Consider the following 15534-nt stretch of genomic DNA (forward strand, 5'->3'; position numbering starts at 1 on the left):
CGGTCACCAGATGGAGTCGACCCACTCCGGGTGGTCGATGAACGGGTTCCGGTTGTGCTGGTAGACGTCGAAGATCACCTGGTTGCGGCGGCGTTCGAAGGCGTCCGGCGGGTCGATCCGGTTCCACTCCTTCAGCACGGAGATCCGGCCCATGGCCGGGGAGCTGCCGTTGCCCACCCGGTCGTTGACCTCCAGGTCGGCGAAGCCGTCGCCGCCGTCGTAGCGGACGGCCATGTAGAGCAGCATGCGGGCCACGTCGCCCTTGACGGCGTCGCGCGGCTCGAAGGAGTCGGCGTCGGTGAGGCTGCCGGGGGCCTCGGGGACCGGGCTGCCGCCCTCGTCGAAGTCCTTGTTGCCGCGGATGCTGTTGACGGTGACGTCCTCGGGGCGCAGGTGGTGCAGGTCGGTGCCCGGACCGGTGGCGGTGCCGAAGCCGCCGTGGCTCTTGGCCCAGACGTGCTCGCGGTTCCAGTCGTCGGAGTCGCCGCCGTAGGCCGACTTGGACTGAGAGCGGCCGGAGTACAGGAGGATCACGTTGCCGGGGTTGGCGGGATCCTGGTCGGTCGCCTTCAGCGCGTTCCACACGCTGCTGTAGCCGATCTTCGACTGGTTCTTCACGATGTCGTGGAGTGCGGCCTTCAGGGCGGCGCCGGTCTTGCCCTCGGCGGGGGCGTAGTAGGGGTCGTAGGCACTCACGGAGGCGGCCGTGTCCGTCTGCTGAATCGTTCCGGCATACGCCGCGGCCGGTACGCCGATCAGCGTGGCGGCGGCGAGACCGACCGCCCAGGCGGAATGGCGGGACATCTTCATGGTGGGGGGACCTCTTCACGTGCACCGCTCCCGCCAAGGCGGTTGGCGGGATGTCAGGTGGCAGGGCGAGGTCATATTGTCATGGGCCGGACAACTCATGGCCATGGGTGTGGAGCTGCGACTTTCATGCTCTGCCGAAACCTTCGCGGCCCCCGGCCGGGCAGACCTGCCGAGGCCCGCCCGTCACCCCCGCCGGCCCGCTGCGGGCGGGCCGGCGGGCGGGGTGTCAGCTGCCCGTCGTGATCTGGGGTGCGGGGTCGTGCTTGAAGTTGGCCGAACCGAAGTTCTTCTTCACGGCCGCGTCCCAGGAGCCGTCCTGCACCATCTTCTTCAGGGCTGCGTTGACCTGGGCCTGGAGGTCCTTGTTGCCCTTCTTGATGCCGATGCCGTAGCTCTCGTTGCTGAGGCTGAGGCCGATCAGCTTGAACTTGCCGGCGTTCTCCTTCCTGGCCGCGTAGCCGGCCAGGATGGAGTTGTCCGTGGTCATCGCGGCGACGCGGCCCTCTTCGAGGGCGACGATGCACTCCGAGTGGGTCTGGAGCTCCAGCAGGCTCGCCTTGGGCGCCAGGGTCTGCTTGACGTTCTGCGCCGACGTGGAGCCGGTGACCGAGCAGAGTTCCTTGTTGTTCAGGTCCTCGGCCTTGGTGATCGAATTGTCCCCGGCGCGCACGAGCAGGTCCTGGTGGGCGGTGAAGTACGGGCCCGCGAAGTCGACCTTCTCCTTGCGCTTGTCGCTGATCGAGTACGACGCGGCGACGAACTTGACCTCGTTGTACTGGAGCAGCAGCTCGCGGTCGGAGCTGTCGACCTTCTTGAACGAGATCTGCTCCGGCTTGTAGCCCAGCTCCTTGGCGATGTAGGTGGCGACGTCCACGTCGAATCCGGAGAACGTGCCGCCCGGCTCGCGGTAGCCCACGCCCGGCGCGTCGAACTTGATGCCGACCGAGAGGGTCCCCTGGGGGCCGTCGTCACCGCCGCAACCGGTGGCAGTCAGGGCGAGGCCGATCACTGCGGCGGCCGCACCGGCCTTGGGAACCCTCATGTTGTGCACTCTTTCCTCGGGACGCGGAGGGCGCGGAGCGGGATCACCGGACCGCGCGGGCACCGCGGGGACGTACTGGGCGTTCAAGACGCGTGTACGAGGAAGCTAGGAACGCCTTCGGTGTGGTGTCACTGCAATTGAGCGAAACTTGAGGTAACGATCCGGCTCGCCCGGAGTTTGTGCGGCGAATACGCCTTCAGGCGGGATGAAGGGGATATGCCCGTTTCGGATTCGGGTGCCAGGCGGCAGCAATTCCCCCTTAAGCGGCTGATGGGTTCAGCCCGACAGAATTCGGGCATCACGGCGTTCAAACTGATGATCGGGAATCGGTCCGGCGGCCGCTATGATCTGCGCAGCAAGGCCGTAGCGCAGAGGTCGTCGCGCCCAAGCATCGAGCTGGAGGACGTCGGTTCGAATCCGACCGGTCTTGCGCTTTACCTGTTGTGGCGGACGCCGGGCACCGGCGAGAAACCGGTGGAGTGGTGATGACACGGTCCATACCCGTACGGTGCCCCGCGATCGAGCACCCCGACCTGCCGCTCGCCGACCCGGCCGCCCTCGCCCCGCTGCTCGCACGGCTCGCCGCCGCCGAACCCGTCACGGCCGACGAGGCCTTCACCCTCGGCGCCCTGCGCGCCGACGGCCGCGTCGACCTCTGCAAGCAGGGCCTCGGACCCGCCGGCGGCGCCCGGGTCGCCGCCGCCGCGGCGCGCTCACCGCACGCCCGCCACCTTCTCCTCGGCACCAACTCCCTCGGCGACGAAGGAGCCCGCAGCCTCGCCGCGGCCCTCGCCGCCGGACACGGACTGCACACCCTCTACCTCGGCTGCAACCGCATCGGCCCCGACGGCGCCGCCGCCCTCGCGGACGCGCTCGCCGACGACACCACCGCCAAAGCCCTCTGGCTGAAGCGGAACCCGCTCCACGAGGACGGCGCCCGGACCCTCGCGGCCCTGCTGCGCCGCAACCGCACCCTGCGCACCCTCGACCTCGTCAACACCGGCATCGGCAGCGAAGGCGTACGCCTCCTGCTCGACGCCCTGCACACCCGCCAGACCCCGCTGGAGCGCCTCTTCCTCGGCGGCAACGGCCTCACCGCCGGCGACGCTCCGCTGCTCGCCGCCCTCATCCGGGAGGCCGGCGTCCGCGAGCTGTACCTGCCCGCCAACCACCTCGGGGACGCGGGCGCCGCCGTCCTCGCCGCGGCCGCCGACCCCGACCGCCCCGTCCGCCTCGGCCTCGGCGGCAACGGCATCGGCCCGGCCGGAGCCAGGGCCCTCGCCGACGCCCTCGGCGGCATCGAAGCCCTGGACCTCGGGCGCGCCCGCTCCGAGCGCAGCCTCGGCGCACCCGGCAACGCCACCGGCGACGAAGGCGCGTACGCCCTCGCCTCCGCCCTCCCGGGCAGCCCGCTGCGCCGCCTGGAGCTGCGGCACACCGGCCTCACCGGCCGCGGCGCGAAGGGCCTCCTCGCCGCGGTCCACGACGGCTCCCCGCTGGAGTACGTCGGCCTCGGCCCCGGCCTGCCCCGCCGGGTGAAGCGGTCCCTGACCGCCCGGCTGCGGCCCGCGCGGCCCGCCCACCCCGACCTCGGCGCGATCACGAGCGTGTACCGGTGAACGCGGGCCCGCGGCGCCCCGGCCCCGACCACCGGCTCCCCGGCGGCTTCCGCCACGAGGACGGCCCGGCCTGGCAGCGCATCCGCCGCCACGCCGTCCCCGCCTGGATGATCGAGGACGCCACCGCCCGCCGGCTCGCCGGCGACTGGCGCGCCGCGTGCGCGGCCGCCGCCGTCGACGTCCGCTTCGACCTGTCCGCGGTCGCAGCCCGCCACGGGGCCGCCGTCGCGGAGGCGGCGGAGGACGACCTGCTCCACCTCGCCCCCGACCTCGTGCGCTGGCACCTGCCCCGCCTCCTCGGCGGACGCACCACCCTCGCCCCCAACGTCCGCGTCCTGCTCGCCCGCTACGGCACCGGGCCCGGCGCCCCGGTCCTCTCCGCCACCACCGGCCCGATGGCCGACGGCCCGCAGCGGCTGCGGCTGCACTGCGCGCCCCTCCACCCGGCGGACGCCCACCGCAGCCCGCACCACACGGCGCCCTCCTACCGGCACGAGAACTGGATCGCGGCCCGCCCCCTCTGGGACGCCCGGCAGACCGCCGGACTGCGCGACCGTCTCACCGGCGGCGCCGGCCGGCTGCCGTTCTTCCACCCCGACGGCACACCGCTCGACCCCGCCGCCCTCCCCGCCGCCGACCCAGGCCCGGACGACCCCGCCGCGCGCGCCGAGTGGATCGCGCTCCTGCACGCCCGCGGCGACGCCCCCGCGGCGTACGCAGCTGCCGGCCTCGACCGCGAACCCACGCCGACGGAGGCGGGCGCCCAGGGGGGCCGTATCGACCCGGAGGCCGTGCTCGCCGCGGACGGCGTCGACCTGACCCGTCTGGAACAGGAGGTGCGGCGGCTCGCCGGCGCAGGCGAGGGCAGCCGCTTCACCGTGCCGACGGGCTGGTACGGCCTCCTCATCCTCCGGCCGGCCGGGGCCCGCGGCCTGCACGTGTCGGCTGAGCGACGGCAGTGGAACGCCTCCGCCGCCTGCGGACCCCGCCTGCCCGCGTTCGCGTACGAGCGGCTGCCCGACCTCGAACTCGTCCGCACGCGACGGATCACCCCGCGCGAGCTCCACCCCCTGGTCGCCGCCTCGCTGTTCCCGGAGGCCGGCCCCGCCGACGGCCCGCCGGGGCCCGCCGCGCCCCGGCCCGTCCGCGTACGCTGCCGCACCGCATGGCACGAGGTGCACTCCCGCGGCGGCACCCTCGACCTCCTGCACCACAGCACCGAGGAGCAGCAGCGCGAAAGCGCCATGAGGGCCTTCGGCGGCGCCGTCACCGGCTGCTTCGCCGTCCAGCACGCCTGGACCGCGCCCGACGGCGTGCGGCTGCCGCGTGCCCTGCGCGAGGAGCGGCGCGAGCTGTTCCTGCGCGTCCAGCACGGGGACACCCCGGGTGTCACGGCCCTGCTCGACGCGGGCACGGACCCGCGCGTCCGCGACGGCCGCGGCTGCACACTGCTGCACCTGCTGCCGCAGCTGGACCACACCGCGCTGCTGCCGAGGCTCCTCGACGCGGGCCTGTCCCCGGAGGTCCGGGACGGGCTCGGCCGCACCCCGCTGGTGACCGCCGTCGCCAACGGCGGCTCCCCGGGCCTGGTGCGGGCACTTGTCGCGGCCGGCAGCCGGATCGACGCCACCGACGAGGCCGACCTGTCCCTGGCCCAGATCATCCGCCGCTTCCGGCGCACCGACCTCGGCTTCCTGCGCAGCCGGGTCGAGGAGGAGTTCCCGGGCATCGGCTCCGACTGGTTCGACGACTGGATCGAGGAGCAGGAGGAGTACGCGGAAACCGACGACGACGCGGATGCCGGCCCCCACGCCGGCGCGGAAGAGGGGGGCAGCGCATGAACGACGGCCGGCCGAGCGCCCTCGCGGCCGCCGACGCCCTCGGCGCGCGGCTGCGCGCCACCCGCACCGAACCGGCGGCCAACCCGCAACTGGAGGCGCTGGCCCTCGCCGTGACGGCCGACCAGCCCGTCCTGCTGTGGGGCGAGCCCGGCATCGGCAAGTCCGCCGGCATGCAGCAGCTCGCCGACGCCCTCGGCACCGGTCTGGAGACCGTCATCGCCAGCGTCCACGAGCCGTCCGACTTCGCCGGGCTGCCGATCGTCGGCGACGACCCGGCCACCACGGGCGTCCCCATGGCCCCGCCGGACTGGGCCGTCCGCCTCGCCCGCACCGGACACGGCCTGCTGTTCCTCGACGAGCTGTCCTCCGCCCCGCCCGCCGTGCAGGCGGCCCTGCTGCGCGTCGTGCTGGAGCGGCGCGTCGGCAGCCTCGTCCTCCCGGAGGGCGTGCGGGTCGTCGCCGCCGCCAACCCGCCCGCCGGCGCGGCCGACGGCTGGCACCTCAGCCCGCCGCTGGCCAACCGGTTCGTCCACCTCGACTGGACGCACGACCCGCGCACCGTCGCCCGCGGCATGGCCGGCACCTGGCCGGTGACGGCCCTGCCCGCTGTGGACCCGGCCCGCACCCCCGGCGCGGTCGCCCGCGCCCGCGGCGCCGTCTCCGGCTTCCTGACGGCCCGGCCCGGACTCGTCCACCACATGCCGAACGAGGCCGAGGCGCGCGGCCGCGCCTGGCCGTCCCCGCGGACCTGGGAGATGGCGCTGCGGCTCCTCGCCACCGGTTACGCGGCCGGCAGCAGCGGGGAGGCCCTCGCCGCGGCCCTGGCCGGCGCCGTCGGCGAAGGCGCCGGGCTGGAACTGATCGCCTACCTGGAGAACCTCGACCTGCCCGACCCGGACCGGGTGCTGGCCGACCCGGACGCCTTCGCCCTGCCCGACCGAGGCGACCGCCAACTGGCGTTCCTCATCGCCGTGGTCGCCGCGGTGCAGGCCGAGCCGACCCGCCCGCGCTGGGAGGCCGGCTGGGCGGTGCTCGCCAAGGCGGTCGACGCCGGCGTGCCGGATGTCGCGGCCCGGGCCGCCGCCGACCTCGCCGCGATGCGCGACCTGGACTGGCCGGTGCCCTCCGGCATCGACGCCTTCGTCGAACTGCTGCAGCTGTCCGGCGCGCTGCCGGGCGGCGGCTGACCGCCGTGGACGGCCCCGCCGGGCCGCCGCGCCCCGCCGCCGGACCCGGGCCGGAGCCGACCCGCCTGGACCGGGCGAAGCTGCTGGCCGCCCGATACCGGGCGGCCGAGGCCCGGCCGTACCTGGCGTCCGCGCTGTACGCGCTGGCCGTCGTACCGAGCCGCGCCGTGCCCACGATGGGCGTGGACCGGCACTGGCGCGCGTACGTCTCCCCCCGCTTCGTGGACGACACTCCGGTCGCGGAGCTCGCCGGGGTGTGGGTCCACGAGGTGGCCCACCTGCTGCGCGACCACCACGGCCGGGCGGCCCGGCTGTCGGCCGCCGACCAGCGCGACCACGTACGCGTCAACATCGCGCAGGACTGCGAGATCAACGACGACCTCCTCGCCGACGGGCTGCCGCTGCCCGAGGGGCGGATGGAGCCCCGGCTGTTCGGCCTGCCCGCCGGCGGGCTGTTCGAGGCCTACCTGCCGGGCATCCCGCCCACCCCGCGCCACCACCCGGACTGCGGGTCGGGGGCCCACGGCGTGCCCGTGCCGTGGGAGCTGGGCGCCGACGGGCCCGGCGGTGTCGGCCGCATGGAGGCGGGGGCGCTGCGCCGGCAGACCGCCCAGGCCATGCGCGCGCACCGGCGCAGCCGCGGGCACCTCCCGGCCGGCTGGCAGCGCTGGGCCGACGAACTGCTGGAGCCGGCCGTCGACTGGCGCAGGGCGCTGTCCGGGGCGGTGCGGGAGGCGGCCGCCTGGGCGGGCGGCGCCGTCGACTACACCTACCGCCGGCCCTCGCGGCGCACGCCCGCGCTCGGCGGCCGCGTCGTGCTGCCGAGCCTGCGCCGGCCGCTGCCGCGGGTCGCGGTCGTCATCGACACCTCCGGCTCCATGGGGGAGGCCGAGCTGGCCGCCGCGCTCGCCGAGGTGACGGGCGTGCTGCGCGAGGTGGGTGTGCGCGGCAACAGGGTCGCGGTCCTGGCGTGCGACGCGGACGTGCACACGGTGACCCGGGTGACCCGGGCGGAGCAGGTGGTCCTGGAGGGCGGCGGCGGCACGGACATGGCCGTCGGGATCCGCGCCGCGCTCGGGCTGCCGGACCGGCCGGACATCGTCGTCGTCCTGACCGACGGGTACACGCCCTGGCCGCCTGAGCCGGTGTCCTGCCGCGTGGTCGCCGCACTGGTGGGGGAGACCCCGCCGGATCCGCCGGGCTGGGTGGAGACCGTACGCGTCCCGCCCGGCGCGTGACGCCCGCCGCCGGACCGCCGGCCCCGGGGGCGCAGGCCGCTCCGGGGCTGGCCGAGAACATACGCCCGGCAGTCGGTCCGGGGGGCTCCGCATGACAGCATGGCCGGGCAAACCCGTGGAGCAGAGGGGGAGTTCGTGAGCAGCTCGTCGATCGGCGTACGCAAGGGCCTGGCGAGGGTGGAGGTCGCCCTCCGGTGGGATCCGAGCCCGGCGGGGTCGCCCGCACACGACCTGGACATCGTGGCCGCCGTGTTCGGCGCCGCCGACCCGTACGGCGAGCCCGTGCAGCTCGTCCACTTCGGCAGCCGCTCCCCGGACGGCACGATCACCCTGACCCGCGACAGCCGCACCGGGCAGGGCTTCGGCTACGACGAGGTGATGACGATCGAACTGGACCGGATGCGGCCGGAATCCGTCCGCGTCGTCGTCGGCGTGGTGATCCAGGACACCGGGTCGGGCGACGGCCGGCGTACGACGTTCGCGTCGATCGGCGGCACCGGCGTCCGCATCCGGGAGGGCCACCTCGACCTCGCCGAGGACGACTTCACGGGGGTGCCCGACGCGACCGCGGCGACGGTGGCCCGGTTCACCCGCGACGGCGCGAACGCCTGGGTCCTGGATGCCGCAGTCCGCGGCTCCGACGCGGAGCCGGAGCAGTTCGTCCGCACCATGGGCACCGACCGCCCCTGACGGGCGCCCGGTCTCGACCGGTCGGAATCCGCGCGGTCCGGGCGGCGGCCACCCCGCAGGCGGGTGGTCGCCGCCCGGTCCGGGTGGCGCGCTGCCGCCGTCCCCACGAGGCAGCGCGGGCGGGCCGCCGTCCGGTCATCGGTGACGGCGCCCCGCCGGTTCAGGGGGCCGGGGCCAGGCCCAGCGCGGGCAGCACGGACGCGTCGACGAACCGCTCCATGTAGGCGGCGTCCGCGTAGCGCCCCTCCAGGACGGGCCGGATCCGCAGGACGCCCATCAGCTGCGCCGGGAGGAACTCCAGCGCCGGATGCCCGGCCGCGATCTCCCCGCGGTCCGCGGCCCGCTGCACCATCGCGCCGAACGCCGCCAGCTCGGGCTCGACCAGCGCCTCGCGCAGGGCCGCCTGGAGCTCCTCGTCGCTGAGCACCGCGAGCCCCAGGGCCTGGGTGAGGCGCGTGTCGCGGCCGGAGGTGCCCGCCGCGATGCGGGCGGCCTCCCGCAGGTCCCCGGCGAGCGTGCCGGTGTCGACCGCCGCAAGGGTGCCCCGCCGGTGCGCGCGCAGGGCCGCCGCGACCAGTTGCGGCTTGGTCCTCCACTGCCGGTAGAGCGTCGATTTGCCGCAGCACGCCCGGGCCGCGACCCCCTCCATCGTCAGCGCCTCGTACCCGTGCTCGCGCAGCTCGTCCAGCACGGCGGCGTACAGCTCCTGGGCCCGCTCGGGGCTGATCTTGGAGCGGCGCGCGGCGGTGGCCTGCGTCGGCGTCATGGGGCGGGGCTCCTCGGGGACTGCGCGGCGGGAGGGTTTCCGTGCCCCAAGCATACGCCGAACGCCCGCGTATCGGTACACCCGCGTATCGATACGCTCATGTATCGATACACTGGCGTCTCGCTGCACGGGTGGCCGGTACCGACCGTCCTCCACCCCCGCACCAACCCCGCGCGGTCGGCGCCCGAGCACAGGAAGGGAGACCGGGGGAATGACCTCCCACGACACACCCGACGGGCGGCACACCCGCCCGGAGTCCGGGCGCCGGCCCCGGCTCGCGCGCGAGCTGCTCCTCGTCGCAGGCCTGTTCGCCGCCTACAAGGCGGGCCGCATGCTCTCCACGGGGCGCACCGGCGAGGCCTTCGCCAACGCCGACCGCATATGGGACCTGGAGCGGGCCCTGCACCTGCCGGGGGAGGGGCTCGTCCAGCGGCTGCTGCTTCCCGGACCCGGCATCGGCGACGTGCCCGTCCACGCCGCGAACACCTACTACGCGGCCGTGCACTTCCCCGCCACCGTCGCCTTCCTGGTCTGGCTCTACCTGCGCAGACCCGGCCACTACCGGTGGGCCCGGCGCGTCCTCACCGTCCTGACCGGCGCCGCCCTCGCCCTCCACCTGGCCTTCCCACTGGCCCCGCCCCGGATGCTGGACGCCGCACACCTCGTCGACACGGGGCTGGCGTACGGCCCGTCCGTCTACGGGGCCGCGCCCGCCGCCGACACCGTCGCCAACCAGTTCGCCGCGATGCCCTCCCTCCACTTCGGCTGGGCGCTCGCCCTGGCGGTCGGCATGGCCGCCGCGACCCGGTCCCGGTGGCGGCTGCTCTGGCTGCTGCACCCCCTCGCCACACTCCTGGTGATCGTCGGCACCGCCAACCACTACTGGCTCGACGCGGCCGTCGCCGCCGCCCTGCTCGGCGCGGCCCTCGCCGTCGTCCCGCGGCCCCCCGCCGCCGCCCGCCCGCCCGCGCCCGTACGGGACCTGCCGCGGCCGCGGCCCGCCGCCGGGCACGCCGGGCACGCCGGGCACGCTGGGCACGCCGGGCACGCTGGGCACGCCGAGCCCGCCGGGCACGCCGAGCCCGCCGGGGCAGGCCGGTGAACGCCACCGCCGTCGCCGTCGCCCTGTGCCTGGCCTCCTCCGCCGCCTACGCGGCCGCCGCCGTCGCCCAGGAACGCCTCGCCCGCTCGGCCGAGGCACGCAGCACCCGCGCCCTCCTGCGCAGCGGACGCTGGTGGTCCTCCGCCGGGCTGAACGCCGCCGCCGCGCTGCTGCACGCCGCCGCACTGCGCTACGGACCCCTGACCCTCGTCCAGCCGCTCGGCGCGCTCACCCTCGTCGCCGCCGTCCCCCTGGGGGCGCGCCGCGCCGGGCGCCGGGTCGCCGCAACCGAGTGGCGCGGCACCCTCGCCACCGTCGCGGGCCTCGGCCTGCTGCTCCTGCCCGCCTCCGGCCCCGCACCGCACGACACCCTCACCCTCGCGGAGGCCCTCGCCCTGTCCGGCGCGACCGCCGCCGCCATCGGCGCCCTGACCGCCCGCCGCGCCGTCGGCTCCGGGCTGCGGCACGCCACCGCCTCCGGACTGGCCTCCGCCGCCGCCTCCGCGCTGACGCAGACCGTGGCCGTCGCCGCCGCAGGGAGCGGCGGCTCCCCGGCCGCCGGAGCGGTCGCCGCCGTCGCGGGCCTCGTCGCGGTGTTCGCCGTGGGCGGGATGCTGCTGTCGCAGCGCGCCTACCGCGGAGGCCTCGGCGCCCCGCTCGCCGTCGTCAACCTGGCCAACCCGCTGGCCGCGGCGGCCATCGGCGCCGTCCTGCTCGGGGAGCGCCTCCAGGGCGGGGCCGCGGGGCTGCTGCTCGCCGCCGCAGGCGCCGCCGCCGCCACGCGCGGCGTGCTGCTCCTGACGCGCTCGGCGCCCGGTGCGACGCAGCGTGGCGCACGCGCCAACGGGCCCGGCCGGGAAGGCGGTTCACAACCTGCCGCCGGTGCGGCGGCCCCCGGTGTGGCAGCATGACGGGCATGGCCGACCGCTCGATCCTCTCGCTCTGGTCCAGGAACTCCGTCCTCTCCATCGGCTCCGCGGGCTCCGTGCTCTCCATCGGGTCCGTCGGCAGCGTCCTGTCGATCGGCTCCGCCGGCAGTGTGCTCTGCGCCGGATCCGCCGGCTCCGCCCTGTCGGCCGCCTCCGCCGCCTCCTGGCTGAGCACCGGCTCCCTGCTGAGCGCCTGCTCCCGCCGGTCGGTGCTCTCCTACCGCTCCCGCCGCCCGGCGGCCGGCCCCCGGCCCCGCCGCGCGCCGACGCCCGCCCGTCCGGCGCGCGGCAGCCTCGCCGCCGGCGCGGCCCTCGCCCTGCTCGGCGCCGCCGCGGTCGCCGTGGCGGCCGGGGCCCGCCGGGGAGAACCGCTCACGCCGCTGGCGCGTCCCTGAAGGCAGGGGCGCGGCGCCACCGGCCGCGCTGCACCACGTACGACAGAGCGGAGTGAACGGGCATGGGGATCGTCAGCTGGATCGTCCTGGGACTGCTTGCCGGAGGCATCGCCAAGCTGCTGCTGCCCGGCCGCGACCCGGGAGGCCTGATCGGCACGACCCTCATCGGCATCGCCGGCGCGTTCACCGGCGGCTGGCTCTCCGCCCGCCTCCTCGACAAGCCGATCGCGGGCGAGTTCTACGACCCGGCCACCTGGGGCGCCGCCATCGCCGGCTCCCTCGTCCTGCTCGTCGCCTACCGCATCCTCTTCGGCCACTCCCGCAGCTGACCGCGCCCCCCGCCGCTCCTCGTACACGGGCGGGATTCGGCCATGCACGGCGCGGCCGCCCTGGCGCGGGCCTCCCCGCGGGGTTTCACTGCGGGCCCATGACACGACACAGGATGCCGGGCCTGCTCGGCGCGCTCGCCCTCGCGGCGGCCACCCTGGCGGCCGCACACCCCGCGGCCGCGGCCGGCCCTGCACCGGCCCCGCCCGCCGCCGCAGCCCCGGCCGCCGCTGCCCCGCCTGCCGGCGGCGTCCCGCCCGAGTTCGGCACCGACTGGCACGACCCCCTCACCGCGGACCCGCCGGTCCTCCGCCCGCCGACCCGCTCCTGCGAACTGACGGTCGCGGAAGCCAGGTTCCGGGACTTCACCCCCTACCGGGGCCGGTACACCCCGCCCGCCGGCTGCGGCACCGGCCCCTGGGCCAAGGTCGTCCTGCGCCTCGAAGGCAAGGTCAAGGGCCGCCAGTACGACCGCCTCGGCCACCTCTCCCTCGGCGGCGTCGAGATCCTCCGCACCTCCACCCCCGAGCCCTCGCCCGACGGCATCACCTGGACCGTCGAGAAGGACGTCACCCGCTACCGCGACACGCTCAGCCGGCCCCAGCCCGTCGAGATGCTCATCGGGAACGTCGTCAACGAGACGTACACCGGTGTCATCGACGTCAAGGCCACCCTCGTCTTCCACACCGCCGAGCGGCACCACCCGGCCCCCGACACCCCCGACCGCGTCATCCCGCTGACCAGCCCCGCCGTCACCACGCCCCGCAACACCGAGCGCCTCCTCGCCGAGGTGTACGCGACCGGTTCCGGCGGCGGCTGCGAGGAGTACTGGTACCTGACGGTCCCCGACGCCGCGCCCTACTCCTGCAAAGCCGCGGACGGCCCCCACCGCGAGGTCCGCATCTCCGTCGACGGCCGCCTCGCCGGCATCGCCGCCCCCTTCCCGCACGTGTGGACCGGCGGCTGGTCCAACCCCTTCCTCTGGTACGTGTCACCCGCCCCGCGCACCTTCGACGTCAAGCCCGTCGTCTACGACCTCACCCCCTTCGCCGCCCTCCTCAACGACGGCCGCGAGCACCGCATCGAGGTGTCGGTGGCGGGCCTCCCCGCCGGCCGGCCCGGCTGGAGCACCCCGGTCAACCTGCTGATCTGGCAGGACGAGGGCCGGCCCGTCGTCACCGGGTCCCTCACCCGGCACGAGGAGGAGCAGCCCTCCGGATCCAGCCGCTGGACCCCCGCGTCCGACGGCGAACCGCACCGCCTCGACACCAGCGGCAGCCACCGCCTCACCACCGCTGGCCGCCTGGACACCTCCCACGGCCGCATCACCACCACCGTCACCCGCTCCGTCGGCCTCACCTCCCTGCACCGCTGGACCGACGGAGAGGACCGGGACGCCCTGACCGCCGTCTGGACCGACGAGGAGAGCACCACCCGCGGAGCCGCCACCACCCGCACCGCCCGCACCTACACCGTGGACGGAGAGACCACCCTCGGCGCGGGCGGCCGGCTGCGCACCGTCCTCACCGTCGCCGACCGCGCCGACACCGCCGTCCTGCGCGGCGGCCGGACCGTCGACCGCAGCCGGCTCGACCACCGGTACACCGGCGATGCCTCCTACACCGCCAACGTGCCCCGCGAGGAGCGCCGCGCCGTCGGGACCACCACCGAGCGCTACCGCGTGTACGGGGCGCAGGCACCCGGCGGGTGCTACGACCGGACGGTGTCCACCGCGCAGGGCACGGTGACGGCGGACCGGCGGCGCTGCTGACGGAGGCTGCCCCTACGATGAGCCGCCATGGACATGAGTGAGGCCGGCAGACAGCTGGTCGACGGCCGATTCGAACTGTTGGCGCCGCTGGGCGCCGGTGGCATGGGCACGGTGTGGCGCGCCCGCGACATCGCACTGCACCGCGACGTCGCCCTCAAGGAGGTCCGCCCCCCGGACCCGGCGACGGCCGCGGCCCAGCCCGGCCTCACCGTCCAACTGCGGGAGCGCGCGGTGCGCGAGGCCCGGGCCCTGGCCCGCCTCGCGCACCCCAACGTGGTGACGATCCACCACATCGTCGAGCCCGCCGGCGGCGAGGACGGGCACCCGTGGATCGTGATGGAGCTGGTCAAGGGCGGCTCCCTGCACGACCGGCTGGAGTCCGGGCCCCTGCCCGTCGCGGACGCCGTCCGGATCGGCCTCGACGTCCTGTCGGCACTGCGCGCCGCCCACGCCGAAGGCGTCCTCCACCGGGACGTGAAACCGGCCAACGTGCTGCTGCGCGCCGACGGCTCGGCGGTGCTCACCGACTTCGGCATCGCCGCCCTGCACGGCTCCACCGCGCTGACCTCCACCGGCGTGCTCATCGGCTCCCCCGAGTACATCGCCCCGGAGCGGGCCCGCGGCGAGGAGGGGCTGCCCGCCTCCGACCTGTGGTCGCTCGGCATGCTGCTGTACACGGCCTCGGAGGGCACGCACCCGCTGCGCCGCCCCACCAGCCTCGCCACCGTCGTGGCCGTGCTGGAGGACCCCATTCCGGCCCCGGTGCGCTCCGGCCCGCTGGGCCCCGTACTGGAGCGGCTGCTCGTACGGGACCTGGCCGCGCGGCCCGACGCCGCCGAGCTCGAACGGCTCCTGCGGGAGGCGCAGTCCGCCCTCGGCGGGACCGTACCGGCCGCCGTCCCGCACGCCACCCCCGGGCAGTACGGGCCGCCGAGCACCCAGCTCGCCGCCCCGCACCCTGCCGCCCCGCACCCTGCCGCGCCGCCGCCCGGCCTGCCGCAGCAGCCCGCCGGGGTGCCCGCCGGCCCGTACGCCCCGCCGCCGTTCACCCCGGCGGGCGGGTCTCCGTACGCCGCCACCGCGGCCGTGCCCACGGGCGGCCGCTCCCCGCGCCGCCGCCCCGCCCTGCTCGGCGGGCTGCTCGCGGTGGTCCTGGCCGGCGGCGGGGCCGCCGCCCTCGTCAACGCGCTGTCCGGGTCGGACTCCGGCAGCGGCGAGACGGGCAAGGGCGGGGCATCCGCCCCCGCCGCCACGGCCGGCGGCACCGGTGCCGCGCCCAGGCAGTCGGCCGGGTCGAGTGCGCCCGCCAAGGAGGCCGCCGCACCCCGGGGCAGCCTGCTGACCCCCGCCAACGTCCGCACCGCGATCGAGGCGTTCAAGCAGCAGACGGGCACCGCCACCTTCGCGGAGATGACCGTCTACGAGGAGTACGTGCTCGCGTCCATCCCCACCGCCCCGGGCGCGAAGACGTACGACCGCTGGCAGTACCGCGACGGCCAGGCCCGCAAGAGCGGACCCGGCGGCACCCTGAGGCCCGACAAGCCGCCCATCGACATGGCCGGCGTCAACTGGGACGCCCTGCCCGCCCTGCTGGACAAGGCCGAGCAGGAGCTGGGAGTCGACAAGCCGACCTCCCGCTACGTCATCATCGAGCCCTGGCTCTTCGACGGGACCCCCTCGATGCGCCCCTACCTCAGCGACGAGTACGGGCAGGGCGGCTACGTGCACGCCGACACCCAGGGCAACGTGAAGAAGGTCTACAAGAGCTGACATCGTGTACCCGTACGTGCACCGCACGCACGTACGGCACGCACGGT

14 protein-coding genes and 1 tRNA gene are annotated in these 15534 nt (G+C 75.9%); 12 read left to right on the plus strand and 3 right to left on the minus strand.

The features are described 5' to 3' along the window. Positions 1-3 precede the first annotated feature (3 nt). Positions 4-810, minus strand: coding sequence for an endonuclease I family protein (locus C0216_RS13395; protein WP_114055497.1), 807 nt, complete (start codon positions 808-810; stop codon positions 4-6). Between the two features lie 226 nt (positions 811-1036). Further along, positions 1037-1852 (minus strand): glutamate ABC transporter substrate-binding protein, encoded by an 816-nt coding sequence (locus tag C0216_RS13400; protein WP_114055498.1) that lies wholly within the window; start codon positions 1850-1852, stop codon positions 1037-1039. Between the two features lie 357 nt (positions 1853-2209). Here C0216_RS13400 and C0216_RS33450 point away from each other — a divergent pair. The 6 genes from C0216_RS33450 to C0216_RS13430 all read left to right on the plus strand — a co-directional run bounded on the left by C0216_RS33450 (position 2210) and on the right by C0216_RS13430 (position 8427). Beyond that, positions 2210-2282, plus strand: a tRNA-Arg gene (locus tag C0216_RS33450). Positions 2283-2337: 55 nt separating this feature from the next. Beyond that, complete coding sequence (locus C0216_RS13410; protein WP_114055500.1) at positions 2338-3471, plus strand: gala protein; 1134 nt, start codon at positions 2338-2340, stop codon at positions 3469-3471. Next, positions 3468-5312 (plus strand): ankyrin repeat domain-containing protein, encoded by a 1845-nt coding sequence (locus C0216_RS13415; protein WP_216827078.1) that lies wholly within the window; start codon positions 3468-3470, stop codon positions 5310-5312. The genes C0216_RS13410 and C0216_RS13415 overlap by 4 nt, the downstream gene beginning before the upstream one ends. Beyond that, complete coding sequence (locus tag C0216_RS13420) at positions 5309-6499, plus strand: AAA family ATPase (protein WP_114055501.1); 1191 nt, start codon at positions 5309-5311, stop codon at positions 6497-6499. Before C0216_RS13415 ends, C0216_RS13420 begins: the two co-directional genes overlap by 4 nt. A gap of 5 nt (positions 6500-6504) precedes the next feature. Continuing rightward, on the plus strand, positions 6505-7737 hold the full coding sequence (locus C0216_RS13425; RefSeq protein ID WP_114055502.1) for a vWA domain-containing protein: 1233 nt from the start codon (positions 6505-6507) through the stop codon (positions 7735-7737). Between the two features lie 99 nt (positions 7738-7836). Further along, positions 7837-8427 (plus strand): TerD family protein, encoded by a 591-nt coding sequence (locus tag C0216_RS13430; protein ID WP_114055503.1) that lies wholly within the window; start codon positions 7837-7839, stop codon positions 8425-8427. 160 nt (positions 8428-8587) lie between these two features. Here the strand turns inward: C0216_RS13430 and C0216_RS13435 are convergent, their stop codons facing one another. Further along, positions 8588-9193, minus strand: coding sequence for a TetR/AcrR family transcriptional regulator (locus C0216_RS13435; protein WP_114055504.1), 606 nt, complete (start codon positions 9191-9193; stop codon positions 8588-8590). Between the two features lie 211 nt (positions 9194-9404). Between C0216_RS13435 and C0216_RS13440 the strand changes: the two genes are divergently transcribed. The 6 genes from C0216_RS13440 to C0216_RS13465 all read left to right on the plus strand — a co-directional run bounded on the left by C0216_RS13440 (position 9405) and on the right by C0216_RS13465 (position 15487). Further along, complete coding sequence (locus tag C0216_RS13440) at positions 9405-10295, plus strand: phosphatase PAP2 family protein (RefSeq protein ID WP_114055505.1); 891 nt, start codon at positions 9405-9407, stop codon at positions 10293-10295. Then, complete coding sequence (locus tag C0216_RS13445) at positions 10292-11206, plus strand: hypothetical protein (protein ID WP_216827079.1); 915 nt, start codon at positions 10292-10294, stop codon at positions 11204-11206. Before C0216_RS13440 ends, C0216_RS13445 begins: the two co-directional genes overlap by 4 nt. Beyond that, positions 11203-11619: a hypothetical protein gene (locus C0216_RS13450; protein ID WP_114055506.1), complete on the plus strand. Its 417-nt coding sequence runs from the start codon at positions 11203-11205 to the stop codon at positions 11617-11619. Before C0216_RS13445 ends, C0216_RS13450 begins: the two co-directional genes overlap by 4 nt. A 62-nt stretch (positions 11620-11681) precedes the next feature. After that, positions 11682-11948: a GlsB/YeaQ/YmgE family stress response membrane protein gene (locus C0216_RS13455; RefSeq protein ID WP_114055507.1), complete on the plus strand. Its 267-nt coding sequence runs from the start codon at positions 11682-11684 to the stop codon at positions 11946-11948. Positions 11949-12046: 98 nt separating this feature from the next. Beyond that, positions 12047-13717: a peptide-N4-asparagine amidase gene (locus tag C0216_RS13460; RefSeq protein WP_246042524.1), complete on the plus strand. Its 1671-nt coding sequence runs from the start codon at positions 12047-12049 to the stop codon at positions 13715-13717. Positions 13718-13744: 27 nt separating this feature from the next. After that, a complete protein-coding gene (locus tag C0216_RS13465; protein ID WP_246042525.1) occupies positions 13745-15487 on the plus strand; it encodes a serine/threonine-protein kinase in 1743 nt (580 codons plus the stop codon). Positions 15488-15534: the final 47 nt, after the last annotated feature.

Source organism: Streptomyces globosus (assembly GCF_003325375.1).
In the GTDB taxonomy this organism is placed as follows: Bacteria; Actinomycetota; Actinomycetes; order Streptomycetales; family Streptomycetaceae; genus Streptomyces; species Streptomyces globosus_A.